Below are 26,664 nucleotides of genomic sequence, written 5' to 3'. Positions count from 1 at the left end.
TAACTTTTTTATTGATCAAATATAATAACAATGCCATTAAAGTTATTATTATAAATTTATTTTGTAGATAAATTTGTTTACACTTTCATTTACAAAATTATTTGTTTAATTAAATTTTAATTAATAATTTGTATAAGCCAAGACTTAATTTACGTATAATTTTAAGTCTATGTAAATTCTAATGTTCCATATCCAGAGTCTCATGTCTGCTTATTTCTAGTCTATAGAAAGTTGAGATATTATAGGTACTAGTTATCAGGCACTCTGAGATTTGATTTAGATAAAGTTTCAACTATAACTAAATTTTAGTAACCCTTATCTAAGAACATTTTTATTTATCTTAGCTTTATAACCATAGATTTAACTCAGGTGGAGTTTTTACTCCATCTGAATGCTTAGTGATCCTTATCTAGGAGCATAAGACTATTTATGTACTACTTATAGAAAATAGGAATATTACAGCATCTAGCTATTAGATAAAATATTAACTTATTACAAACACTGTTTATTAGGTAAAAAATTATTAATTAAATATTCATATAAGCTTCATAGAGCTCTTAAAATGATTTTTATTTATTTTTATAGGTAAATATACTTTTAAAAGAAAAGACTCTCTAAAGGGCTTATATTTGATTTAAATAGGAATATTACTTTCTTAATGGTTTTACTTATCAATAAGGAATTAATAGTAAGAACTAACCTTTCTAAAAACTTAAAAATATTCTTAAGTTAGAATATTTTTATATTTAGATTGAATTTACACATAGGTTTAATAGATTTAGTGAAAATTTTTATAGGTGTAAGGTGAAGAAAAAATTTTTTTATATGAATTTAGCACATTTAGAGTGCTTATCTTTTTAATGCTTATAAAGAGCTTATATAAGCTTTGCTTATAAAAAGCTTATAGGAAAGCTTAAGTGAGTAAGGATGCGACATAGAGAGGTTTTTTTTTCATGGTTTTACACACTTTTTATCATGAATTTACACAAAGGCCCCTGTGGATTACCATGAGCTTACACATTTTTGGTCATGAACTTACACAAGGGCTTTCACCATCTTACACATTTTTATGATATAATGAAAAAAAAGAGACATATCCACAGGTTAGATATTATTTGTAATTAAAATTTATGTGTAAAGTGTTGATAATACTTGCTTTATAGCATTGTGTTACCTGTGGATAACTTTTAAAAATAAGCTTTTTTTTATCATCAAATTACACAGGATGGTTAAATAGAGTATGCTAATAAAAAAGGAGTTGTGGATAAGTGGGTAAAAGCCTTGAAATTAAAGGGATGAAGAGTGAAGTTGTAGAGATGAAACCTCAAACCATTGTTGTTAAGGTTGATGAAGATTATATTGAAAATAACCTTATAGATTTGCCGTTTATTTATTATTATAAGCCGAAAAAAGGGAATGTTATTTCATCTATAACATATAACTGGGAAAGTAGTGAAGGAAAAGAACGAGCTTTAAAAGTTTTAGGGCATGCAGAATATGGTGTTCCTAATGAGTATTGTTATGATGTTTTATTGGCATTATTTAGATTATACATAGCGAGCAATGATAATAAAATTAGTACTATAGGAAAAGCTATAAAAAAAATAAATGATGAAGTTGATATTTCAGAAAAAATAAATACTTTAGATGATATATCTTATTTGGATGATATTGATAATACTGTTTATTTTACTTATAGACAATTAGCCAGAGAGATGGGGTATAAGAGTTATTCTAAGACCATACAGGAGCAATTGTTTAAAGCTATACAAATACTTGTTCAAAGTAAATTATGGAATACAGGGCAAGGAGGACTTTATAATCCTATAAAGAAAGAATATATTATAGACGCAACTTTCCAGATAGGAATTTTAGATGGATATAGTGGTTATAAATATATTCCTGTAATAGATGAAAATGGTGAATATGTTTATAAAAAAAATGGAGAGCATAAATTTAAAGTTGATCCAAATTCTATTAGTGATAAATGTTCAGTGAAAATCGATAAGTTCTTTATAAAAAACTTATTTTTTGGAAATGCAAAGCTAAGTAGTAAATCTTTAAGACAAAAGTTAAAAGGTGGAATAACTAAGAAAGTTTTCTTAATTCTTAATAAATGGAGAAACAATAGAACGGAAATGTATTTAAAGTATGAAACTTTGTATAACAGAATACCATTAACTGATGAAAAAAGTGACTATTATAGGAAAAAAAGACTTATGTCAGCTCTTAATGAGTTATTAGAGGTTGGGTTTATAAGTAATTATGAAAAATCAAAGGAAGGTGTTACTTTATTCTTCCCTAAAGAACTTTATATTGAAAATGATTCTGAAATAGAAGAAGAAAATTTACTAGAAAAATATAATGAGTATGAGGAAGTTTTAAATAAGCTTCATCATTATGGTGTAACTAATCAAACACTTAAAAAGCATTTTAAAATGCATAAATTTAATTATTATCAAGCTTTATTAAGATTAGTTGATGATAAACTAAGGAAAAAAACTTTAAAGAATGAAGCTGAGGCTAAAGGCTATGTATTAAAAGGTCTTATTGAGCCGTATTCAAATATTGATGAGAAATATTTTAATAAAGATTAATAAAAGGGCTTATTTTTAAGCCTTTTTATTGTTATTAAAATTTTCACCAAATTACACAGCAGAATATAAAATGAGTATTTTTTCTTGAGTTTACACTTGGGATTAAAATTTTCACCAGATTACACAGCACAATAGAAAATGGGATAACTAGATTTAGAGAATATTTGAAAATAATAATGATTTAAGGGGCATATAAGGACTTTATGATATAAAGTAAGGCTTATCCAAGTCAAGTTTAAAGATTTATCTAAATGGGAGATAAGGCTATTTAAGAACTATATTTGTTTATTTCAACTTTAAGAAGATTGGAGTATTTTTAAAACTAGTTATTAATAAAGTAATCAGAGCTAAATATAATTATATTTATAATTATATTTAAGTATGTGTGTTAAATGGTGCTAAACTTATTTTTTTATAGATATAGCTATTTAAATTAAACTTGTTTGTGTAAATTGGTGATAATTTGTTATAAGTGAGGAATAATAACTAGTTCATCAAAAATATTTTATTTAATTTTTATAGAAATCTAAGAAATAATGAAAAGCATTGTGTAATCTGGTGATAATATTTTTTATACAATGAGATTTAATTCTAAATAATTTAAAAAAACAAATAAAAGATTTACTAGAATATTTCAATGACTATATAAAAATAAATAAAATTTAATCTAATATAAAGTCTCTATAAATTTTTTATTAGATTAATAAGAATTTAAGAGAATTTACCTAAGAGCTAAAAGCTATAATATTCCTATACTCTATAAGTAAATATATTACAGACTCATATTTCTAGATAATTGCACTTAAGTATTGAGATGGAGCTAAAACTCCAGCTAGATTAAGTTTTCTTTATTAAGGGAAATAAAAAATAGATAACTAATAAGTTATAAGAGGTTGCTTGAGCCTTTAACTAAAGCTAGTGTAAGATGAGGAAAATAATAAACATAGATTATCACCAAATTACACATAATAAAAATAAGTCTTTATATATGTGTAATTTGATGATAATATTTATAAAGTGTATAAGTTATCTTATATATAATAAAATACTAATGATAAAGGAGAAGTAAAGTGAAGGAACATATTTTAAAGCTATTTTTACAGTGGTTAAGTACCTGTGGATTAAAAATAGGAATAGCTGTAGTACTTTTAATTGTAGGGTGGAAATTAATAAGAAAGTTTGTTGTTGGATTTATTAAAGTTTTAAAAAGTAAAAACTTTGATCCATCAGTAGCATCATTTTTAGAAACATTTATGGAAATTGTATTGAGGGCTCTATTAATTATTTCTTTACTAGAGTATATAGGCTTTGATTTAGCAGGATTAACAGCTGCAGTGGCATCAGCAGGACTTGCTGTTGGACTAGCCCTTCAAGGAAGTCTATCTCACTTTGCAGGTGGTGTATTAATATTAATATTAAGACCATTTCAGGTAGGGGATTATATTAAAAATTCTGAATATGAAGGAACTGTAGAGAAAATAAGCGTTTTTTATACATATCTTGTTACATCCGATAATCGAGAAGTTTTAATTCCTAATGGAAAGCTTTCTAATGGAAGTTTAATCAATTATTCTACTAAAGAAACTAGAAGGGTTGACTTAGTTATAGGAATAGGCTATGAGGATGATTTAATAAAGGCTAAAAATATTTTATATAAATTAATTAGAGAACATAGATTAATATTAACTGAACCAGAACCATTTGTAGCTGTTTGTGAACAAGGGGATAGTTCTTTAAATTTCACTGTAAGAGTTTGGACCAAAAGAGAAAATTATTGGACTGTTAAATTTGATTTACTAGAAAATATAAAATTAAAGTTTGATGAAGAAGGAATCAATATACCATATCCACAAATGGATGTACATGTAAATGGTAGCATTAACAAATAAGTTTATTTGATAACTAGTATCCAATTTTCTATAAGATAGAGATAAAGAGATACAGATTTCTAGAGGATATATCAAGAAGAGATATATCCTCTTTTTTATACTAAAAGTAGAGAATTAACTTAGATTTCATATTGAAAAGAAATAATTTGTACATAGAAATTTTCATAAGAATAATAGTAACAATACAAAAAAAAGGGCATAATATAAAATTATAGATCATGCTTTTTTCATACACACATTCCTTTCTTTATATAATGAAAGACACTCTCTTTTCTTCCCATCTTAAGAGAGTGTTTTTTTATTTATATCTACAAAATTTTTTAAAAAAATTTCTAGCTTGAAATTAGATAAATAAAGGAGTTAAATGAAGAAATAAAACAAATAAGATTACAATAATAAATACATTAATGCAAGTAAAAATGTTTACATTAATATAAGTAATAAAAATTCAAAATAAATAGATATATTTTTACAAATAAATATACTTATGTTTATGTATACGTAAATGTAAACATATTTATTTAAAATAAATATTTATTAGCAATAAATTACACATATATTAACATAATTTTAAACTTAATCATAACTGTAATTACAAACATAATTACAAACGTTTATGTTTACATTCTTTTAGTAGTTAAGAAAGTAGTATCTATAATCACTAATGTTCTATAAGTTAGAAATGAAGAGAGAGATGAATAACTAACTTTAAATAAGATTTAAATGAAGTTAAAACCTACTTAAATTAAGATTTAATTATTTATTTAAGATTTACCTGATACTAGCGGTGTATAAGTAGAAGATAAATGGTTTTACCCTTCTAGATAATGATAACTAAGCAGTGAGGTGGAATTAAAACTCAACCCGAATTAAGTCTAGGTTTATTTTTAGGATTATATAAGGATTAAAAAGCAAAATTTAAGCAATAATTAGAGAAATAAAAATTAGCACCAAATTACACATATCAAATTATTTAAATAAAGACCTGTGTAATTTAGTGCTAATTTTAATAGACTATTTTAATAATTCTAATTTTCTTATAAATCACGGGAAATGATAAACTAAGTGGATAATTTAATTTATCATAGCTATGAGCACAATAACCATAATCACCATTACTTAATTTACTGGTAACTATTCCACTATGAGAATATCTATTTAATTCACTATTGTAAAATTGTATTGTAGATCCAATAATATCATCATCAATAGTAGATGATTCAATGCCTAAAGAATTATAAATTAAATAGTTTCTTAATAGATTTACATTGATCCAACTATCTCTATAAGGTTTCCAAGCAGAGCTTAAGGGTAAACCGCCAGCATGTAGACATTGGGATACAAAGTTTGTACAATCTCCTCCGTTATTATCAAAATTTTTATAAGCATTATTGTAATTTAATGCATGTTTTAAAGCATAATCTATAGTTTTATCTAGGTCATATTTTCTTGTTGTTGATTCTATTCTATTGCTGTTATGAGTTGTTCTTAAAGATAAGTATTCATTTAAAATGTTATCTATATTATCAAAACTTTCTTTCCATTTGTAGTTAGCTAATGTTCTGAAAGATGTGTTGTTTTTTATAGTATAGAAATAGTCTTCATTTTCTTCTTTTATTGCTAAGTCATAAATTTTCCAGTTATTATTTTGGTATTCAAGAAAAAATATATATTCTTCATTTGAAGAGCTAAATTGATCAGTGTTATTTAGTATGCAATTTAAGTTTCTAATTAAATGAACTTTTACTTTATCGTTATTAATGTAAAAATCAATAAAATGTAAATCATAATTATAAGTAGAAAAATTAATATTTAAGGAAGAATTCCAATTTTGAAAAAAAAGATATTTAAAATTTAAATCTTCAGCTAATAAAGGTTCATTTATTATTGTGTCTAAATTAATATTAGATTTATGTATTAAAAAGTTATTTTTTTCATTATCAAAGTACTTATAAATGGGTTCTTTTATTAAATCATAATGAGAGGTAGAGATACATGTAAACTTATTAAAATTTAATAATGATATTATGAATAAAAAAAACAAAGGTATTTTATATAAAGTTTTTACTTTCAAGCTCTGCTACTCCTTTTCTATAATATAAAATTTAGTTAAATAATAATAAATTATCTAATCATACAAAAGTAGTATTTATCAAGCAAATATTAAATATGTAAATTCAGAAATAAAAATTTAGGATATTATAAACAAAATTTTACAGTTCAGAATATTATATAAAGATAAGAAGGGAAGGAGAATTATAATGGAAGCATATTTAGGAAATATTCTATTCTCTATTGTAGGGATATTTTTTATATTAATATCATTTTTTATATTTAGAAAGAAGTCAGTTTCTATATTAGCTGAGTATGATAGTAAGAAAAATTATTGTGCAAAAAATTTATTAAATTGGACAGGGAGTAGCTTTCTTATAGCAGGTTTATTGATAATAATTATATCAATAATAGGGTGGTATTTTACTTTTATAAACATTTCAGTTATATTTGGTATAACTATAGCTTTGTTAGCTATAATTATAGGAATTGGTTTTAATAAATATGAAATTGATTAAATAATTAATTTATGAGGTTATATTAAAGTACTAGTATAACCTCATAAAGATAGGGGACATAATATTGAAATGAAATATACACTTAAATTTAATTAGTAATTTCACTTAACTTAAGGTAAAATTAGAGTTGAATTAAATAATAAATTAGGGTGAAGGTTATGTTAAATAAGGAGCTAGTAAATAATTTTATAGACAAAATGAAAAATAGAACTTTATGTACTGTAAGTATAATAAATGATAAAGGAATAACTATAAGCTCTACTGATAGCAATTTAATTAATAATAAAAATGATAAGGCTAAGCTGGCAATAAAAAAAGCTAAAACTATAGAAATAATAAATGAAAATAAAGAAATAATGGAAATAATAGAACCAATTAATTATTTTAATAAGGTTATAGGTTTTATATCCATCGCTGGAGAGTGTGAAAATATAAAAGAGTACTCGAAATTAGTTATAGCAGCATTTGAGCTTATGTTAGAGCAACAGGGTAACTTTATTAAAGAGTTAAATTTAGATATTAAAAGAGAATTAGATTTTAATAATAACAAGGTAATTAATAAGATTTTAGAGGAGAATATGGGGCATGAATTGTTAAACACTCTATTAGTATATATAAATAAAAATGGAGAAAGAAATAGAGTAGCTAAAGAGCTTCATATACATAGAAATACTTTAAATTATAGATTAAATAGAATAGAGGAAATAACAGGACTTAGTTTTAATAATTATTTAGATCTTAGAGATTATGTAACGGTATATTTAGAATATATCAATAAAATAGGAATAAAAAAAATATAGAAGGATGTATCAAATTGCAGATACATCCTCTCTGTATTTTATCTAGTTGTATAGATTTACCATTTATGACCGCTCACCTACGTAAAGAAGTTCTAATATTTTTCTATAACAATTGCTAAAATTTCCAAACTCACTTTATTTCACTGACAGTCCAGATCTATGTTTGATCACTGGAAGTTACTCAGTGCACTTAGCACTTAGCTTCTTTTAAAAGTAATTGATACAGTACCTTAATTTTTAAGCTTTTTGTATAGGAACGTTTTGATTTAACCATCCAGGGAAGAATAATTGTTCGTAGTCAGTTGGACTACTTACATAGATATATCCATCAAGAGAAACATAAATAGGAGTATGGAAGTTATTTATATCAACTAATACTTTATATGTTTTGTGTCCTGCTATATCTTTAGTATCATTTAAGTCAATTTTAAGGTCGGTTATATCATTAAGATTTCCTTCATAATTATCATTAGCTTGAACTTGAATATTAGGATAATTTGCTGTATATCCTTCAATATATTCAGAAGCTATTTTATAAAGTTGAACATATTTATCCTCATTTGATAAATTGTTTAAATCCTCTGAACTAGCTACAGAAGAATTCTCTAATTTTTTACCATTAAGACCTACTAGATTATAATGGTTTATTTCACCAGAGAAATTATTATTAGCATCTTCTCGTATAATTGGAGTTTTAAATGAGGTTCTAGTAGCATAACTGTAAGCATCAAAATATTTAACACCATCAATAACTTTATAGTTATCAAGGTTTGTAACTAAAGAATCACTTGGAAGTCCTATGTCATTAATAGCTGTAGAAATTTTGTAGTATTCATTTTTTTGTTCATCAGTAAATAATGGTTTTGGTAATGATAAAGAATCACTAGTGTTTTTATTTGTTTTTTCAGTTGTATTAGTTATATTGCTTGAATTAGTTGCAATAGGTGCTTCTTTTGAAGCAACTTCTTTTTTATTATTTTCATAAAATGAAAAAATTCCAATTAGTATTAGTATAATTACAACAACTATTACTATAGGAATTATTCTTTTTTTTTTCATATGTTTTCCCCTTTATTATTGTTATAATTCTTGCTTTATTATAAGTTAAGAAAATTAAAATTTCAAATAGAAAAATTAATAAATTTATAAAGGAAAGGTATAATAAAAGGTTATTTTAATAATAAATAAAAGAATATACAAAACAAAAAATCATTATTTAATATTTTATTATTAAATAATGATTTTTTATAGAAAAATATCTAAATTAAGGTTTAATTTAGATAATCTAACTTTATCTAAATTAAGGTTTAATTTAGATAAAGTTAGATTATCTACTTTTAATAGACCTTATAGGGATTAATGTTTATTTATTTAAAAGATTATATTCAAAGCTTATCTAATCTTAGTTAAGATCAGAAACTGTTGCAGTAACATCATTAACTTGATTATTATTGTTATAATTTATAGTAACTAGTTGATTTTTATAACTATTATTAAAAGGTATTGAAAATTTATTTATGTCATCTACAAGTATTTTCACTGTATGAGTTGTTCTAGGAATTTCATAAGAATAATTTAGGGTCCTTTTTAATTTGGGATTTATAGTTTCTTTTATAAATAAGTCATCATCTATGTAGACACTTAAAACAATATTAGTGTCACTTGTATTATTACTATTGATTCTAAAAAATATATCTGAATTATCATTAGAACTTTCAGATTTTATAGAAAAGGATTTTTCTAATATAGATTTGTTAATTGGTGATACAGAATTTTCTTTCTTTGAACAAGAAAATAGTACGAATGGAAGAATACATATTATAAAAAATTTAGTTAAATTTTTCACTTTAGGCCTCCTAAAATTAAATATTAAAGATATTTTAGTTTTTCCAAAAGTAAAAATAATATTATAAATTAAGACAAAAGAAAGGATGTATCTAATTTATAGATACATCCTATTATTTAATTTAAAGAATTAAATAATTAAATAATTAAAGAATTCTTCTAGCAGCACTTATATTGTTTAAGTTCCATGATGAGATATCAACATTTTCACCTGGATGAGGTGCTTGTATATATTCTCCTCCACCAATATATATAGCAACATGGTAAGGTGCTGAAGCTGGTCCCCAGAATATTAAGTCTCCAGGTTGTAAGTTATTTAATGATACAGGAGTTCCTTGATCTACTTGAGTATAAGTAGTACGTCCTATATTGTATCCAAAGTGTCTGTAAACATAAGAAGTTAATCCACTACAGTCAAAAGCATTAGGACCTGTAGCTCCCCATACATATGGTCTTCCTAAGAACTGTTCAGCATAGTTAACAATTTCTTGACCAGTTACATTTCCATTACTTACTTGATTATTGCTGTTGCTATTGTTGTTTTGTTGAGCATTGCTGTTATTATTGTTTTGTTGAGCATTGCTGTTATTATTGTTTTGTTGAGCATTGCTGTTATTGTTGTTTTGTTGAGCATTGCTGTTATTATTGTTTTGTTGAGCATTGCTGTTATTGTTGTTTTGTTGAGCATTGCTGTTATTGTTGTTTTGTTGAGCATTGCTGTTATTATTGTTTTGTTGAGCTTGGCTCTTATTATTGTTTTGTTGAGCTTGGCTCTTATTGTTGTTTTGTTGAGCTTGGCTCTTATTATTGTTTTGTTGAGCTTGGCTCTTATTGTTGTTTTGTTGAGCATTGCTGTTATTGTTGTTTTGTTGAGCTTGGCTCTTATTATTACTTTGTTGAGCGTTGCTGTTATTATTGTTATTAACATTTATAGCTAAGAAGCTCATAGCTTGAGGTCTTACATTTTTATTAGTTTCACTATTAGCTTTCGCTTCTTTATTATTTTCATTATTTACAACTTCTTTTGTTTGTTCAGTTGCTTTAGTATTAGTTTGTTCTTGTTTTTCTTGAACTTTTGCAACTGGAGCTTTTTTAGTTGTTACATTATTAGTTTTTGTATTATTGTTGCTATTAGTATTATTAACAATAGTAGTGTTTTTACTATTAGTATTAACACTTGATGTGTGTACAGGTGCTAAGTTTTCTTGTGAAGTTGATACGTATTCTTGATAAATAAAACCGATAGTTCCATCAACATCAACTTTGAACCATTGACCTTCTTTTCCTAATACTTTGAAAGTGTTTCCATTTTGTAAGAAACCAATAATACTTGAATTTAAGCTTGCGTTAGCTCTTAAATGAACGCTTGAGCTTACATTTACAACTTGTCCATATTCATTTAAAGCGTTAAATGCATCATCAGTACCATTTTCAATTATTTGAAGATTGTTAGCTGATATATAGCCAGTAGCTCCAGTTTCATGAACTGTAACGTTATAAAAAGCTCCTGATTGACTATTTATAGTTAACATTTGACCTGATGATAAGTAACTTGATACAGCTGAACCTGAACTAGCTGCAGCTCTTAAAACTAGAGAACCATTACCATCTATAACTACTGCAGTTTTACTTGTGTTTGTATCTGCTGATCTTTGAGCTAATACAACATGATTGTTTGATTGAGTTTGTTGTGCTTGAGCAGGTGCATGATGCATAACTCCAGCTCCTGTTAATACTGCTGCTGATGATAATAATATTCCCGTTAATTTCGATTTGTTCATTATATTTCCTCCTAAGTGCTTACCTAATTTTTTAAAACTTAATTTTTAAAACTTAACTTTTAAACCAAAACTTATTTTTTCCAATACATAAATTTAAATTTCCAATATAGAATATTAACTGCTTTTTAAGACTTAAACTAGCTATAAGACAACGCCTTAAAGCAAAAGAGATATTCTATTAAAACATTAAAACATTATTAAAAAGTTCAATATTTAAAATAAAATAATTTTCGAGTTTAATTATTGAAAATATGAACTTAAGGGGCAATGAATTAATGAATTAAATTTTATATTAAATAATACTTAAGCTCTCAATGAGCATTAAGTCTGATAAAAATCAATTTCTTTTCATAGATAATTAATATAACTAGCATAACTTTTAAAAGCTATATTAACATTACTATGAACATATATATCTTCTATTAAAACTTCAGTTTCATTCACAAAATACTTTGGAATAAATTTTTCTGAATTAAATTTCATTTTATATGATAATTTATTTTAATTTGGTAATAAGCTCAACAAATGTTATGCTATAAAGTCATAATACTATCATTGTTAAAGAATAAACTCTTTTTCTTGTGAGCTTGTCCAGTAAAAAAGCATTTATAAATATGTTGTAACAATCATTGAGATATTATTAAGAAAAAAATCAATTTCATAACAAATATTAATTTTATGTTACAACTAATCACATTATACACACAATAACATATAAAATCTACTTAGTGAATTAAATGGTAGTTAAGGAAATTAAATATTCTATTAATAATTTAAAAATAAAATGGATATATTTTAATAAAAAAATAATAAAATGAGGTAAAAAAATGATATTTTACTAAAATAATAAATTAAAAGAAATGTAAGCTATTTAAAGTAGTGCATTAATAAAAATGAGCTATTTAATAGCTAAATGTGTATTTTTATTGAATTATATTATATAATAAACGAGTGATTTATCACTGTAAAGTATTAAGTAATAGACATCTTTTAAAGTCTTATACTACTAAATTTTAAGATTATTATTAAAAAGGAGGAAGTGCAAAATTCATATTAATGAATTTTGAATGAGTAAATATGGAAAAAGTACATAGAATATCAGCAAAAGAAGCTAAAGAGAATTTAGATAATAATTACGATATTTTATTAATTGATGTTAGAGAATTTATGGAATTTAATGAAGATGGGCATATTGAAGGAGCTGAGTTAATTCCTATAGGAGATTTTGAAAATGACATAGAGGGATTAGATATTGAAAAAGATAGAGTTATATATGTTTATTGTAGAAGTGGTGCAAGAAGCGAAGTTGCTGCTACTATCTTAGCTTTAAAAGGATATACTAATGTTTATAATATTGGTGGAATATTAGATTGGCCCTATGAACTCGTAAAGTAAAATTTAATAAAAAATAATAAAATAAGCTGTATAAAAATAAATAGTAGAAAACCTAGACTATTTTTATAGGGCTTATTTTTTTATAATAATTTACTCTTAAGATGTAAAAAATATAATAAATAAATTAATTAATTAATCTATAAGAAGTAAGAGGAATTTTATGAAAATAAGTCACAAAAATCATTATGAAAAAATAGGAACATTTATTCTTTGTTATCCTTATAATTTAACTTTGACTAAATTTACTTTTAAAAAAATAAATTATAAAAAAATGCTTAAACAATATACTGCATTTACTAATCTATTAATTGAAGAAGGGGCAAAACTTATTTTTTTAAATCCTATATATGGTCCTAATCAAGTTTTTACTAGAGATATAGGCTTTGTTATTGAAGATATTTTATTTATATGTAAGTTAGGCAATAAAAAAAGAAAGGAAGAAACAAAAGCATTAAAGGAGTACATAAAAGATAAAAATATAAAATATTATGAAATGAATAATGAAATGGAAGGTGGAGATGTCTTAATATATAAGGAATATATATTTGTTGGTGTAAGTACAAGAACTTCTTTAGATGGGATTTTAGAATTAAAAAAGTATTTAAAAAAAGAAGGAAAAAAATATAAAGTCATACCTATAAAATTTAATAAAGAGAAAATGCTACATCTTGATTGCGTATTTAACATATTAGATGATGATGATGCAATTATATGTGATTATGTTTATGATACATATATAATAGAAGGAATTATTAAAAACTTATATTATATTGATAAAAAAACAGCAAAAAAATTAGGCACTAATATAATATCATTGGGAGAAAAAAGGATAGTAACATCAGATAAGAAAGTTAAAAAAATTTTAAAAAGAGTTGGTTTTAAAGTTTTTTATTTAAATTATTCTGAAATTATTAAAGCTGGAGGTGGATTTACATGTAGTACATTACCTATTTTCAGAGAATAAAGAATTAATTAGAAATATAAGTTTTTACTTCCTAAATTTAATAGGATTTATAGTTGACTATTTTTATCGGTTTTGATAATATGAATACAGAACAAAAAGTTGAATTATGTTTAGAAAAATATTACATATTTCTATACTTAAGATAAATGATAGATAAGTGATAAGGAGAGTTGCTATGAATAATGGAAGTATTACTAATATAACTAAAGTAGAACCATGGAAGGGATTTAAGGATTTTGTTGTAAAGAAAAAAGTAATGGAAAATGATGATATATTTTCTCTTTATTTAGAACCTTCAGACGGAAGTAAAGTGGCTTTACCAAAAGCAGGACAATTTATAGGAATAAAGATAAAGACAGAAGATGAGGCTATGAAAAAAGTAATAAGAATGTATAGCTTATCAATGAAGCCTAATGAAGATTATTATAGAGTTAGTATAAAGGTAGTTGAAGGTGGAAAAATGACTAACTACTTATTAAATAATATAAATGAAGGGGACGTTTTAGAGGTAACAGCACCAAAAGGAGCATTTGCTTTAAATAAGGAAAAGACAGACAAGCCATTAGTATTATTAGGTGGAGGAATAGGAGTAACACCTGTTTTATCAATGTTATATGATGTTGTTGGAACTAGAGAAGATATACACTTTGTTTATTCATTAAGAAATATGAAAGCAGAATGCTTTTTAGAGGATATAAAGAAATATAAAAATGAAGGTTTAATAAATGGAACTATCTTCTTTACAAGACCTTTAGAAGGTGAAGTTGAAGGAAAAGATTTTGATATAAAAGGACGTTTAACAAAAGAATGGATAGCAGAAAATTTACCTTTAAATGGTGATTTTTATTTCTGTGGAAATAAAGGTTTTACTGAACTTGTAGAAAATTCTTTATTAGAATTAGGAGTAGAAAAAGAAAATATTCATTTTGAATTTTTCTAAAAATATTTTATTTATATTTTTTAGAAATAAGGCTTGAAAGCAATAATATACTATAAACTTAAAGAGAGTATTTCAAAGTTAAAAAATTTTACTTTGAAATACTCCTTTTCTATATTAAGAAGCTGGGGGACTTCGCAATATGGGGGAATTATCTTTTGTATATCTTTATTATGAACAATTTTTTATTTTATATACATAAATAATAAAATTAAATAGTGAAATTTTTTTAGAGATTGAATAATAAAAGGTCCTATAGTAAAATTATAGTAGTTAGGGGGATTTTATGAAAAAATTAGGTGATTTATTAAGTAAATTTTGGTTTTGGGTGATAATGGCTTTTTTATTTAATATATTTTTTAGAGCATCTGGGGTTATTGGCAATAATAAAGTACATAAAAATAATCTTATTAATATTGAAAAACATAATTTAATAAATACTTCATATAAACCAAATAATATAGCTTGTTTTAATAATACTTATAAAGAAAAGCTAAGTAACGGAAAAGAAATTTTAATAAATTTAAAGAGTGCAATATATGATGATAAATCACTAATAGTTTCTATTAATTTTCCAAATAAAAATGATTTAAAAGATATTTTTCATTATATAAATTTTAAAGTGCTAGATAAAAAGGGAAGAGAGATACCATTAGAACAAATAGACTTTATTTCAGATGAATCTTCTAAATTTATATTAAATGGGAGAAATTTAGATAAAGCATATTGGTTAGTTTTAAATCCTAAAGAAAATAATGAATCTTTAACATATGAGATAGGTAGGGGATTTAATTTAGAATGAATTTCAATGGAATTTATGTAAGTGATGTATAGTTAAATTAGAATGAATTTCAATGGAATTTATGTAAGTGATGTATAGTTAAATTAGAATGAATTTCAATGGAATTTATGTAAGTGATGTATAGTTAAATTGAAGAAAAATATTGGAGTTCTTTACGTAAGTGAGTGGTTATAAATGATGAACATATATAGCTAGATAAAAAACAGAGAGGATGTATCTGTAATTCGATACGTCCTCTAAAAATTATTTATTTTTGTTAGCTCTAGCAGCTTTTCTAGCAGCTTCTTCTTCTCTCTTAGCTAATCTCTTAGCGATATTAGCTTCCATGAATTCATTTCTAGTAACAAATTTATCTTTAACATCTCCGTATAATTCTTCCCAAGTTTGGTCAGCAAGTGGAGTGAAGTTAGCTGATAAATCTTCTAATTCTTTCATAAATTTAGGATCGTTAAGCATAGCATGAGCACTTTCATCAGTTGGTCTAGCTCCAACTTTTGCAGCTACTTCTCTAATAACGTTTGGATTATCTATCATCATACATGGTTTTAATAAGTTCTTATTGTATGGTTGTCTGTGTAATAATTCTTTAAAGAAGTCACTAGCAAAGATTTCTGATAATGATTTTTCATGAACATTATCAACTGTAAAGTGAGCAAATATACATGGTTCAACATCTCCTGATGAAGTTACACTTGCATAGAAGCTTCCTGCTATACATCCTCCAACATGTGGTGAATCGTTGAAGAAGTCGATAGTCATGTAAGGTTTAGTATGTCTGATTTCATCAGATCTCTTACCAAGTCTTATTCTTTGTTCTGGGTTTAACATAAGTGATGTATCAGGTTTACCGATTGGCATGAACATGAAGTACCAGCTTATGAATGAACCTTTATTCATACACATATCAATGTATTCTTCTGATATAACTGTATCTACGTTAGGTGAACCTGTAGCTGATGAAACTCCAAATGGAATTTTTCTAGCTTTAAGTTTGTCCATACCGTCCATAACTTTAGCAAATACACCTTTTCCTCTTCTAGCATCAGTGTCTTCTTCAAAACCTTCTAATGAGAATGTTGGAATTACGTTTTTAAGTTTTAATATTCTATCTGCATATTCATCGCTGAATAATGTTCCGTTACTGAATGTGAAAAACTCAACATCTGGGTATTTAGCATATATATCCCACATGTAATCTACGAAGTAAGGTTCTCCTCCTAATATGAACATCCAGTGGATACCTAAGTCTCTAGCTTCTCCAACTATTCTATCAACATCTTCGAATGATAATTCTTTAGCTTTATCCCAGTCATTAGCATAACAACCAGTACATCTTAAGTTACACTTCATTGATGGACTTATTAATAAAGCGAATGGTACTCTTCCACCAGTTTTCATGTAGAATTCGTCTCTTATTTCTGCACCTTCCCACATACCTTTAGCTACAAAATTTCTGAAAAATGTTCTTAATATTCCAGGATCAACTTCTGTTGCTATTCTGTGTAATAATCCTTTAACTGAAGGTATTTCTCTATAGAATCTTTCAACTCTTTCTATACCTTTTCTATCATAATCACTTTTTACAAATTTTTTAGCTACGTTGATTATATCTTCAATGTTTCCTTCTGGATTCTTTTCGATATAATCACAAATCATATCTAATATTTTTTCTTTTGCACTGTTCATAAGTCACCTCATAAATTATTATAAATTTTAGTTATGTAATCTTTAGTTAATTTAGTAATTACATTTTATAGAAATATACGTAAAATTAAATGCTTAATTATTAACAAATTGTTTATAAAATAAGCTTTTCTTGTTGTTAACCTTTTAAAACAGGGAATCTTTAAGAAATAAAGATTTAAAAAAATGTTAACTAACAAACAACAAGTTCATTATGCGAGTATAGCATTAATTAATCAATTCTAAAATTAAGCTAAATTAAATGAAATTAAGCTAAATTTACTTAAATAAATAAATTAACTTATAAAAAAATCATTTTTCTTATTTAATCACAGTATTTCACTAAAAGCAGATAATGGTATGTTAAATTTTTATCTAAAAACAATATATTATATTAATTTTATTGTAAAAACTAATAAAAATTATTATAATTTTATTTATAATTTTTTACAAAATGAACAATGATTTTACTTATATTAAATAAAAAGGAATAATTATAAAGGTATTTATTAGAAAAAATGAGATAAAATATAGAAAGAAATATATAAACATAGGAATGTTAATAAAATATTGTTTATAATTAAAAAAATAATGCTATAGTTAGATATAGGGAAGTTAAAAATATTTAGTAAAGGATAAATATTACTAGTAGTAGAGGAATGAAATAAAGGAGGAGTTTTATGGAGGTAACTACATTATTAGAAAACGATAGTTTAAATTCTGTTTATAAAAATAAAAGTGGTCTTTCTTTATATATAGAAACTCAAAAACATAAGATATTATTTGATTTAGGACCAAATGATAGGTTTATAAAAAATGCTGAATTTTATGGAATTGATATTAAAGAAGTAGATACTGTTATAATTTCACATGGACATAAGGATCATGGGGGAGGAATAAAAGCTTTTTTAGAGGCTAATACTAAAGCAAAAATATATATAAATAAAAATGCTTTTAAAGGTTTTTATGCTAATTTTATTAAAATATTTAAGGTTTATGTAGGATTAGATAAATCAATTAAAGAAAACGAAAGAATAATATTAGTAGAAGATTATTTAAAAATAGATGAGGAACTGATACTTTTTAGTGAAATAAATGAAAAAGAATATACATTAGAATTTAACAGAGGATTATTCATAAAGTCTAATCAAGGGTTTATTTTGGATGATTTTAACCATGAACAAAACTTAATAATAAAAGAAGGAAATAAGAATAATCTATTTATAGGTTGTGGACATAATGGAATTATTAATATAACAAAAAAAGCAGAGGATGTAATAGGGGATGATATTAATAATATAATAGGGGGATTTCAATTCTTTACCACTATAAGAAAAAAAGGAATAAAGAGAAATTATATAGATGCAATCTGTGAAACACTTGCAGATAAAAAAATAAATTATTATACTTGCCACTATACAAAAGAACGTACTTATAATAAGTTAAGAAAAATAATGGGTGAAAAGATAGTTTATTTAAATGAGGGAACAAGTGTAGATTTATAAAAAATATAGAGATGATTTTTAGGACAAAGGTCCTATTTTTTTATAATAAGAATTATTATTAATTAATAATTTTATAGAATAGAGTATAAAATAATAATTGTATTGATTTAACACTAATTACTAGAGAAAGTAATAAATCTAATATAGTTGTTAAAAATATATTAACATGATATTATAAAAGATAGTGATAAATACTTAAATAATAGTTTTTCAAGGCTTTCTAATTTTAATGAAAGTGAATTGGGAGAATAAACATATGAAAACAGTAAAGAAATCAACAACTTTGATTTTATTAGTTATATATACAATGATAATTTTTTATACTTGGGAAATGGTTTCTTATAGCTTAAAAAGTTATTTTATAATAAACTGTGATCTTGTTTTTTGGTGCATAGTATTACTAATAGGGTATTCTTACGGAATACCACTACTATTTTACAAATATTTACCGAAGGCCTTAAATGATTTTTTTACTAATGTCAGTACTTATTGGATGGCATTTTTATTATATTGCTTCATTATATTCCCTATAGTGAATGCGATAACATTTTTTGGCGATTTATCAAGAGAAAAAAGTATGGAATTATCCTTTAAAGGATTTTTAATAATTATGGTAATGACCATATTAACAAGTGTCAAAGGAACAGTTAATGCTGTTTTTCCACATGTAATAAAATTTGAAGTTGATGATAAGAAAAAAAGACTTAAAAATAGTTTAAATATTATACTTATTTCAGATATACATTTAGGAATAACTTTTGGTAAAAGAAGACTTACAAAGATGGTTGAAAAAATAAATTTTTTGGAGCCAGATTTGGTGTTAATTGCAGGAGATATAGTGGATAGTGAAATAACTCCTTTTATGAAGCTTAATTTAGCTAAAGAATTTTCAAAATTAAAATCTACTTATGGAACATATGCAGTTTTAGGGAACCATGATCTTATGATGGGAAAAAGTAAGGAAATATCAGAAGAATTAACTAAAAATGGAGTTCGTGTCTTAAGAGATGAAAAGGTACTTATAAACGATGAATTTTACCTAATTGGAAGAGATGATGTAATATCTGAAAAACTTGGTACTCCAAGAAAGAACATAGAAGAAATAATTGGAGAAATAGATAGTTCTAAATTTACAATGTTAATGGATCATAATCCTAAATATAGCTATGAAGCAGAAAATAATAATATTGACATACAATTTTCTGGGCATACACATAAGGGGCAAATGAGACCTTGGGCTTTTGCTGTAAAAAGAATGTACGAAATAGACCATGGGTACTTAAGAAAGGGAAATTTCAATTTATTTGTATCCTCAGGTTATGGAACTTGTGGACCTAGATTAAGAACAGGTAGTAAAGCGGAAATAATTCAAGTTATAGTATCATAATCAATTAAAAGTAATTAATGGAGGAGTTTTTATGGATGAAGTGTGTAAATTGAAGGGAGAGTACTCTTTAAGAGAACTTTCCATAAATCATGCTCTAGATATAATATCAGGAAAATGGAAATTGCCTATATTATGGGAAGTGTCAAGACATAAGAGTATAAGATTTAATCAATTACAAAAAAATTTAGATGGAATATCGAGTTTAATGCTAACACGTTCACTAAAAGAACTTGTTGATAAAAAATTAATTTTAAGAGTTCAATATAATGAAGTTCCACCACATGTAGAATATTCTATAACAGAGTTAGGAAAAAAACTTTGTCCAATATTACATGCTATAGAAGATTGGGGAAAGGCTGTTATTGATGCTCAAAAAGAAAATTAATATTATGTAATGAAAATAAAAGTATCTTATGGTTAGATTTACTTAAGGAATAGGCTAAGGTATTTAAGGAGTTTGATTAATGAAGTTTTTTCTAGAATAAGAGAAAGTAAATTGATTCTAGCTTCAACTATAACTTATTTTTTGATAAGAACATCAAATTAAAAGCTTATACTTAAAGTTCAATGGCTTAATATATTCAATAGTATAGTAATAATAATACTTTTATTTTTATTAGAATTAGAATTGTATATATCATTTAAAGGCTTTAGTAAAAGGCTTGAAAATAAAGAATTTAATGATTTATTCTAATATATAATTTAATATTTTAGAAAGCTAAAAAGAATTATTATAAAACTACACTTATAATCATGAAGATTCAAGAGGAGATTAAGTATTTATATCTCCTTTTTATATTATACGTAGTAAAATAAAAAAAGTTTGTATATTAAGTTCAAGAAAGTAATTTAATATGTTGAAATTAATTGGAGAAAATAGTAAAATAAAGATATAAAATATGGAAAAAGATATTTATTTATAAAAAAAAGTTATAAAATACTATGTAAAAAAGATATTTAAAGGTATAATTAGAAAGAATGCAAATTTAAGAAAGGAGTAAAATTATGGCATTAGCAAAATTTAAAAATTTTTTAGGATTCGAAGAAGAAGAATATGAAGAAGATTATTATGAGGAAGAAGTTACTTACGGACAAGCTGAACAAACAACATACAATAATAACAAAATTGTTCACTTAAATGAAGGCGCAAATGTTAAACTTATAATAAAGAAGCCTTATTCATATGAGGAATCATCAGAAATATGTGATGCTTTAAAAAGCGGAAATATAGTTATTATAAATACAACAGCTTTAGATGTAAAAGTTGCACAGAGATTACTTGATTTTGTATGTGGTGTTACATATACATTAGATGGTGATTTACAAGCTGTTGAAAGTAGGGTGTATATAGCAGCACCACCTACTGTAGAAATAACTAATGAGATGAAAAATGAATTAAAAGAAAGTGGATTATTTAGTTTAAATTTTAAAGCTAGATAAGACAAAAAAATAGAGCTGTATAAATAGTACAGCTCTATTTTTTATTTCAGAATATTAAATGTTTTTTATTATGGTATAATAAAAGGGAAATAAAATAAAGCTAGGAGAGATATTTATGAATCTTAAAGCTAAAACGAAAGAAGAAAAAGCTATTTTATATAGAAAGATTACAATGATAGTAAGCACTTTATTTACAATGGCTGGATTTTTATTATTAGGATCAAATATGATTCATCATTCTAAAAATTGGTTTCCTATATTATTATGTTTTGCTATTTCAGTAATTGGAAGTCAATTAAGGACTATATTTTAAATAGTTACGTACATATTAAAATAAGTGTTTTATTTTAAATAAAAATAAAGATATGATAAATTCTTATAGATACCCTTGTAATAACACAACAAACTTAAGAATTTTCATATCTTTTTTTAATAATAGAAAAATCACATCCATTATCATAATTCCATTTAATTAAAGGTAACTCTTTAATAGAACACACCTTTTAAACCTCCTTTAAATGTGGAATTATTATATAAATTATATAAGCTATTCTATAAATTATATATTCAACAAGGAAAAAAGTCAAATTTTTAATGAATTTTATTTTTAAAGAGTTTTTTATGGAACAGAAAAATTAAATAAAATAAGGGAAGCACCTTAAATTAGTATAAACAAATTTAAGGTAATTCCATTTAAATTAGCAGTTAATTTGTGTTTGTGTCCAAGTTGGAATTTCATGCCCTAATTTATAAACTTCTTTTTTTAAGACCGCTTTATCATATTCTTCTGAATCTGGGGAATTCCCAAATTTATCGATTACTCCACAGAGTTTAAAACCACTTTCAGGATTATTTACGAGACTATAAAGATTGGCACAGTAGTACTTGAAATAGAAATTTTCTTTATAAAATAATCTTGGAGTCAAAAGTTTTGGTGTTGGATCATAGTTAATAACTAAGTTAATAACTAAACAATTAGCACCATATTTTTGAATTAAAGCTTTTCTTTGAAATTCTGTACCGTTGTTTAGTACATATTCTATTTCAGAATAAGATACATAGCCTCTGCAAGAAGCAACTTCATCAAAGATATGAGTATAAATTAAATTTTCTAATTTATAAGAATTAACAGAGTAATTTTTAGATAACTCATTTAAAGCAAAATAGCCTTCACCTAAAGAGACATTTATATTTTTTAAATCATCTATAGTTTTATTAGCAAGTTCTAAGTTATTAAGTGCTGTATGGTCAGCAACTAATTTTAGGTTATTTTCCTTTGAAGCATGTAAGTTGTCAGAGTTTTTATGGCTAGTACTTGATAAATTTTTTTTATGAATAGTTGTTCTAGTAAGTTTTTCTGCATCTTTTCTCATTTCTGAATTTATCTTTTCCATAGAGATTTTATTATTCTCAATATTTATATATGTATCTAGAACATATCCAATGAGATTATTATAACTAATTTTAACCCATTGACCTTGAATACCTAGAACATCAATAGAGGTATTATTTTTTAACTTATGAAGAATTTTTGAACTACTAGAAGGTTTTTCTCTTAAATAAGCAATATTAGTTATATTTATAGTTGTTCCTTTTGAAATAAGTTCTTCAAATTGAAGGTTTAGACCATTTTCTATTATTTTTATATTGCTTGCTGATATGTAACCTATAGCACCACTTACGTTAACTTTAACTTTATAGAAGCTTCCTTCTTTTTTTATTAGGGTTAATCTTTCTCCTGTATATAAATAAGAATTGACAGGTCCAGAGCTTATATTATTGAAGATGGCACCTCTTTTAGAACTGCTACTAAGAACAATAGCTTCTTTATTAGATAGGTTGTTTATATTTTTATTTAAAAGCACTTTATTATTATGTTTCTTGTTTATTTTTAAAGTTGTTACCTTATTTAAATAATCTGAAGATAGTACAACAGTGCTTTTTGAAGCTTTATCGCTGGGTAAATCATCTTTTAAGAATTTCCATTTCATATATAATTTCAATCTCCTTTATACTAATTAACTTAAATATTTGAGTTTTTCTTTAATTAAATATTATAACAATAAAGGAGGAAATTCAAAGTTGCATAAATATTAAATTGACTATAAATGTTACTAACTATTAATAAATATGAGAAAAATAAAAATAAGCTTAAAAATAAAAATGAATAAAATATGAATAATTTATAAATTAATAGTTAAATAATAAATTTTTTAAAATAATATATAGATAGATTAAATTATAAAACAATATTTAAAAATAAATGTAAAAATATAATAAATTATTTATAAAGTTCAAGAAATCTTTCTTAAAAGTTATAAATCTTTAAATAAATATGCAATATTTTAAATACAATAAGGAAAAATATAAGAATTTATAAGATGAAAAAATTAATCTACTATTTGACTACATAAATAAATAGATATAAAATTACCTTTGAAATAAAAAGTTTAATATAAAATTTAATTAAATAATAATTTTAGTTAAATACTTGGATGGAGATGAAACTTTATGAATTGTAATTATAAGTTTAAGTTTTATTTAAATGGAAGACATAGTACTACCATAGGGGGAAAAGAACAACCTATGCATCCTCATACTTGGGAACTTGTACTAAGTGTTAAAAGTAAAAGTAGAGAACTTATAAAATTTAAAGAATTTGAGCAAAATGTGAGAAACTATCTTTTAGAATTCGAAGAGAAAACTTTTAATTCTTTAGATAAATTTAAGGAAAGTAGTTGTAGTACCGAATGTGTAGGAATTATTATTTTTAAAGAACTTAAAGGATATTTGGATGATAAAAACATATTATTAGAAAAAATAGAAATTAGTGAAAATCCTACAAGAACATTTATTATTGAGAATTAAGGTGATATATATGATTCTAAAATATATAATATTTTTTATTTGTTTATTCATATGGATATTCTTAATACAAATTTTTAGTGATTTAAAAATGTTAGCTTTTAGATTTTATACGGGAGCTATAGGATTGTTTTTAATGGCCATATTTTTCTTTAGAAGACCTTTAGAACATATTACAAAATATTCATTGTTTACTTTATTGACCTATATAAGTAAATATACACACTTATTCACTTTTAAGAATAATTTAATTTACATTTCTAATGTTAGTGGACATGTTCTCAGTATAAATGTAAATAACCAAGATGTTGGTATGATAACAATGTTAGTCTTTACATCTTTAATAGTGTTTTTCCCTTATATAAGTTTATCAAGAAGGGTTTTATATTTTATTTTTGGAAATATAGCAATAATGTTTATAGATGTGTTTAGAATAGTTTTAATAACAGGACTTACAAGTGTGTTTGGAATAAACAGCTATAATTTTGATTATATGATTTTATCTAAAATAGTATTTTTCGTAATGATAATGATTTTATATTATTTTGCATTTACAAAAACTCAAATAAGAAATCAAAGGGTTGGTGAAATACTATGATGAGTAAATTAGTTGAATATATAAGCTTTTGGGGTGTATGGATGATAATTCCCTTTTTAGTTGATGGAATATCTAGTGTTGTTGTATTTTTTAGTTTAATATTTTCAAGAATTAAAAGAAATAAAGAGGATGAATTAGAATTTTACCCAGCAGTATCAATAATTGTTCCTGTATATAATTCAGAAAAAACTTTAGAGCAATGTATAGATTCTATTGCTGAGCAAAATTATCCAAAGGAAAAAATAGAGATTTTATTAGTGGATAATGGATCAAAAGATCAATCCTTTGAAGCTTATATAAGAGCAAAAAGAAATCATATAAGTATAAAAATGTGGTGGTTAAAAGCAGAAAACGGAAAATTTAAAGCTTTAAATGAAGGATTATATTTATCTCAAGGAAAGTATGTTATAAATATAGATTCAGATGGCTATTTACATGAAGATGCTGTAAAAAATATGATAGTGGAGTTTGAAAAGGATAAATCTATTAGTGCATTGACTGGTGTTATATTAACTGATCCAGAGCAAATTAAGGAAACTAAAAGAATTTCAAAGAGATTAATGCAAGTTTGTGAGTTTTTTGAGTATTCAGAGGCATTTCTAGTGGGAAGAATATTTGAATCAAAACATAATAGATTATTTACAATGGCTGGTGCCTTTTCAGCTTTTAGAAAAGAATTAATTATGAAAACATCACTATATAATGGGGAAACTTTAGGGGAAGACACACACATGACTCTTCAAATAAAAACTGCTAGAAAAGGAAGTGTTAAGATTTGTAACACAGCTTATTTCTTTACTGACCCTATTGAGAGCTTTGATAAGCTTTATGCCCAAAGACAGAGATGGCAAAGGGGAGAAATTGAAATAGGAGCTTTATTTAGTTCTGAAAAGCTAGGATTTAAGTTAAAAAGTATATTAAATGTAACTCTAATAAAGGATCATACATTCCTATTTCCAAGAATAATATGGATGTTTGGTACAGTGTATTTAGCTGCTGCTAATTATTCAGTTTATACTATAATAATTTTCAATATAATACTTTATGGATTTTATTCTATTATAGAGATGTTGAATTTTATGGTAGTAAATAAATATTTAAAAGACTTGCCACAAATGAGAAGCTATTATAGAAAAAGATTTTTAGTAGTATTTTTAATGCCTGCATATAGAATAATATTATTCTTTGTAAGAGCTATAGGAGTAATCAATGCTATGGATTATGAATCAAAGTGGAAGAGAAAGACTTTAAGTACAGAAGCTATAGAAATTAAAGAATATATAAAAGATAGAATTAAAGGGAAAAAGAGAAGAAAAATATAATAAAATAGTATATTAGTTTGATTAAATATATATAAGATACAATTTAATTCAGAGGCATTTTTATATGCCTCTGAATTTTGTATTTAATGATAATATTAATATTATTCTACTTCAGAGAATTGGGCTTTATCTACGCCACAAAGGGGACAAACCCAATCTTCTGGGATATCGTTAAATTCAGTTCCAGGTTCTACTCCATTATCAGGATCTCCTACAGCAGGATCATAAATATATCCACAAACATCACATATAAATTTTTTCATAATTAATTCCTCCTAAAATTT

Annotated in this window: 24 protein-coding genes; 16 read left to right on the top strand and 8 right to left on the bottom strand. The window is 24.6% G+C overall.

Translation table 11 applies throughout. The features are described 5' to 3' along the window. Positions 1 to 1,268 precede the first annotated feature (1,268 nt). Both ARA19_RS06110 and ARA19_RS06105 read left to right on the top strand, forming a co-directional pair. A complete protein-coding gene (locus ARA19_RS06110; RefSeq protein ID WP_055070084.1) occupies positions 1,269 to 2,597 on the top strand; it encodes a hypothetical protein in 1,329 nt (442 codons plus the stop codon). Between the two features lie 1,070 nt (positions 2,598 to 3,667). Continuing rightward, positions 3,668 to 4,486 carry a mechanosensitive ion channel family protein gene (locus ARA19_RS06105; protein WP_055070083.1) on the top strand — a complete coding sequence of 273 codons (819 nt, stop codon included), beginning with the start codon at positions 3,668 to 3,670 and terminating at the stop codon, positions 4,484 to 4,486. Positions 4,487 to 5,492: 1,006 nt separating this feature from the next. On the opposite strand, the gene ARA19_RS06100 is transcribed toward ARA19_RS06105, so the two are convergent. Further along, complete coding sequence (locus ARA19_RS06100; RefSeq protein WP_055070082.1) at positions 5,493 to 6,560, bottom strand: amidase domain-containing protein; 1,068 nt, start codon at positions 6,558 to 6,560, stop codon at positions 5,493 to 5,495. A 187-nt stretch (positions 6,561 to 6,747) separates the two neighbouring features. Between ARA19_RS06100 and ARA19_RS06095 the strand changes: the two genes are divergently transcribed. Both ARA19_RS06095 and ARA19_RS17765 read left to right on the top strand, forming a co-directional pair. Continuing rightward, positions 6,748 to 7,056: a DUF3784 domain-containing protein gene (locus ARA19_RS06095; protein WP_055070081.1), complete on the top strand. Its 309-nt coding sequence runs from the start codon at positions 6,748 to 6,750 to the stop codon at positions 7,054 to 7,056. 158 nt (positions 7,057 to 7,214) lie between these two features. Continuing rightward, complete coding sequence (locus ARA19_RS17765) at positions 7,215 to 7,856, top strand: helix-turn-helix domain-containing protein (RefSeq protein WP_055070080.1); 642 nt, start codon at positions 7,215 to 7,217, stop codon at positions 7,854 to 7,856. A 237-nt stretch (positions 7,857 to 8,093) separates the two neighbouring features. On the opposite strand, the gene ARA19_RS06085 is transcribed toward ARA19_RS17765, so the two are convergent. From ARA19_RS06085 to ARA19_RS18110, 4 genes are all read right to left on the bottom strand, one after another. After that, complete coding sequence (locus tag ARA19_RS06085) at positions 8,094 to 8,915, bottom strand: hypothetical protein (protein ID WP_055070079.1); 822 nt, start codon at positions 8,913 to 8,915, stop codon at positions 8,094 to 8,096. A gap of 343 nt (positions 8,916 to 9,258) precedes the next feature. Next, positions 9,259 to 9,702, bottom strand: a complete 444-nt coding sequence (locus tag ARA19_RS06080; protein ID WP_055070078.1) for a hypothetical protein — start codon at positions 9,700 to 9,702, stop codon at positions 9,259 to 9,261. 145 nt (positions 9,703 to 9,847) lie between these two features. Continuing rightward, complete coding sequence (locus tag ARA19_RS06075; protein WP_055070077.1) at positions 9,848 to 11,482, bottom strand: C40 family peptidase; 1,635 nt, start codon at positions 11,480 to 11,482, stop codon at positions 9,848 to 9,850. Between the two features lie 348 nt (positions 11,483 to 11,830). Then, complete coding sequence (locus ARA19_RS18110) at positions 11,831 to 11,965, bottom strand: hypothetical protein (RefSeq protein WP_278321673.1); 135 nt, start codon at positions 11,963 to 11,965, stop codon at positions 11,831 to 11,833. A gap of 594 nt (positions 11,966 to 12,559) precedes the next feature. Here ARA19_RS18110 and ARA19_RS06070 point away from each other — a divergent pair. The 4 genes from ARA19_RS06070 (at position 12,560) to ARA19_RS06055 (ending at position 15,580) form a co-directional block, all read left to right on the top strand. Further along, positions 12,560 to 12,877: a rhodanese-like domain-containing protein gene (locus tag ARA19_RS06070; RefSeq protein ID WP_055070076.1), complete on the top strand. Its 318-nt coding sequence runs from the start codon at positions 12,560 to 12,562 to the stop codon at positions 12,875 to 12,877. Positions 12,878 to 13,037: 160 nt separating this feature from the next. Continuing rightward, entirely contained in the window at positions 13,038 to 13,841 is an 804-nt protein-coding gene (locus tag ARA19_RS06065) for a dimethylarginine dimethylaminohydrolase family protein (RefSeq protein ID WP_055070075.1), read from the top strand. A gap of 175 nt (positions 13,842 to 14,016) precedes the next feature. Next, a complete protein-coding gene (locus ARA19_RS06060) occupies positions 14,017 to 14,781 on the top strand; it encodes an FAD-binding oxidoreductase (RefSeq protein WP_055070074.1) in 765 nt (254 codons plus the stop codon). A gap of 283 nt (positions 14,782 to 15,064) precedes the next feature. Further along, positions 15,065 to 15,580 carry a hypothetical protein gene (locus tag ARA19_RS06055; protein WP_055070073.1) on the top strand — a complete coding sequence of 172 codons (516 nt, stop codon included), beginning with the start codon at positions 15,065 to 15,067 and terminating at the stop codon, positions 15,578 to 15,580. A gap of 243 nt (positions 15,581 to 15,823) precedes the next feature. On the opposite strand, the gene ARA19_RS06050 is transcribed toward ARA19_RS06055, so the two are convergent. Then, on the bottom strand, positions 15,824 to 17,266 hold the full coding sequence (locus ARA19_RS06050; RefSeq protein WP_055070072.1) for a radical SAM protein: 1,443 nt from the start codon (positions 17,264 to 17,266) through the stop codon (positions 15,824 to 15,826). A 677-nt stretch (positions 17,267 to 17,943) separates the two neighbouring features. Between ARA19_RS06050 and ARA19_RS06045 the strand changes: the two genes are divergently transcribed. The 5 genes from ARA19_RS06045 (at position 17,944) to ARA19_RS06025 (ending at position 21,908) form a co-directional block, all read left to right on the top strand. Further along, positions 17,944 to 18,768, top strand: coding sequence for an MBL fold metallo-hydrolase (locus ARA19_RS06045; RefSeq protein WP_055070071.1), 825 nt, complete (start codon positions 17,944 to 17,946; stop codon positions 18,766 to 18,768). A 256-nt stretch (positions 18,769 to 19,024) separates the two neighbouring features. Further along, positions 19,025 to 20,155 (top strand): metallophosphoesterase, encoded by a 1,131-nt coding sequence (locus ARA19_RS06040; RefSeq protein WP_055070070.1) that lies wholly within the window; start codon positions 19,025 to 19,027, stop codon positions 20,153 to 20,155. Positions 20,156 to 20,186: 31 nt separating this feature from the next. Continuing rightward, entirely contained in the window at positions 20,187 to 20,540 is a 354-nt protein-coding gene (locus tag ARA19_RS06035; RefSeq protein WP_055070069.1) for a winged helix-turn-helix transcriptional regulator, read from the top strand. Positions 20,541 to 21,160: 620 nt separating this feature from the next. Continuing rightward, positions 21,161 to 21,595, top strand: coding sequence for a cell division protein SepF (locus ARA19_RS06030; protein WP_055070068.1), 435 nt, complete (start codon positions 21,161 to 21,163; stop codon positions 21,593 to 21,595). A gap of 115 nt (positions 21,596 to 21,710) precedes the next feature. After that, positions 21,711 to 21,908 (top strand): hypothetical protein, encoded by a 198-nt coding sequence (locus tag ARA19_RS06025; protein ID WP_055070067.1) that lies wholly within the window; start codon positions 21,711 to 21,713, stop codon positions 21,906 to 21,908. A gap of 385 nt (positions 21,909 to 22,293) precedes the next feature. On the opposite strand, the gene ARA19_RS06020 is transcribed toward ARA19_RS06025, so the two are convergent. After that, positions 22,294 to 23,586, bottom strand: coding sequence for an SH3 domain-containing protein (locus ARA19_RS06020; protein ID WP_055070066.1), 1,293 nt, complete (start codon positions 23,584 to 23,586; stop codon positions 22,294 to 22,296). A gap of 520 nt (positions 23,587 to 24,106) precedes the next feature. On the opposite strand from ARA19_RS06020, the gene ARA19_RS06015 reads away from it, so the two are divergent. The 3 genes from ARA19_RS06015 to ARA19_RS06005 are packed head-to-tail and all read left to right on the top strand — an operon-like array spanning position 24,107 to position 26,380. Beyond that, on the top strand, positions 24,107 to 24,463 hold the full coding sequence (locus tag ARA19_RS06015; RefSeq protein ID WP_055070065.1) for a 6-carboxytetrahydropterin synthase: 357 nt from the start codon (positions 24,107 to 24,109) through the stop codon (positions 24,461 to 24,463). 10 nt (positions 24,464 to 24,473) lie between these two features. Then, the gene (gene xrtG, locus ARA19_RS06010) at positions 24,474 to 25,058 is read left to right on the top strand and encodes an exosortase family protein XrtG (protein WP_055070064.1); all 585 of its coding nucleotides are present in this window, start codon (positions 24,474 to 24,476) and stop codon (positions 25,056 to 25,058) included. Then, positions 25,055 to 26,380 (top strand): TIGR03111 family XrtG-associated glycosyltransferase, encoded by a 1,326-nt coding sequence (locus ARA19_RS06005; RefSeq protein WP_055070063.1) that lies wholly within the window; start codon positions 25,055 to 25,057, stop codon positions 26,378 to 26,380. The genes xrtG and ARA19_RS06005 overlap by 4 nt, the downstream gene beginning before the upstream one ends. Before the next feature lie 101 nt (positions 26,381 to 26,481). On the opposite strand, the gene rd is transcribed toward ARA19_RS06005, so the two are convergent. Then, entirely contained in the window at positions 26,482 to 26,643 is a 162-nt protein-coding gene (gene rd, locus ARA19_RS06000; RefSeq protein WP_055070062.1) for a rubredoxin, read from the bottom strand. Positions 26,644 to 26,664: the final 21 nt, after the last annotated feature.

The organism is Clostridium massiliamazoniense, assembly GCF_001403635.1.
Taxonomy (GTDB): domain Bacteria; phylum Bacillota; class Clostridia; order Clostridiales; family Clostridiaceae; genus Sarcina; species Sarcina massiliamazoniense.
The sequence above is the reverse complement of the archived record's forward strand: the minus strand, read 5'-3'. Positions and strand labels throughout refer to the sequence as shown.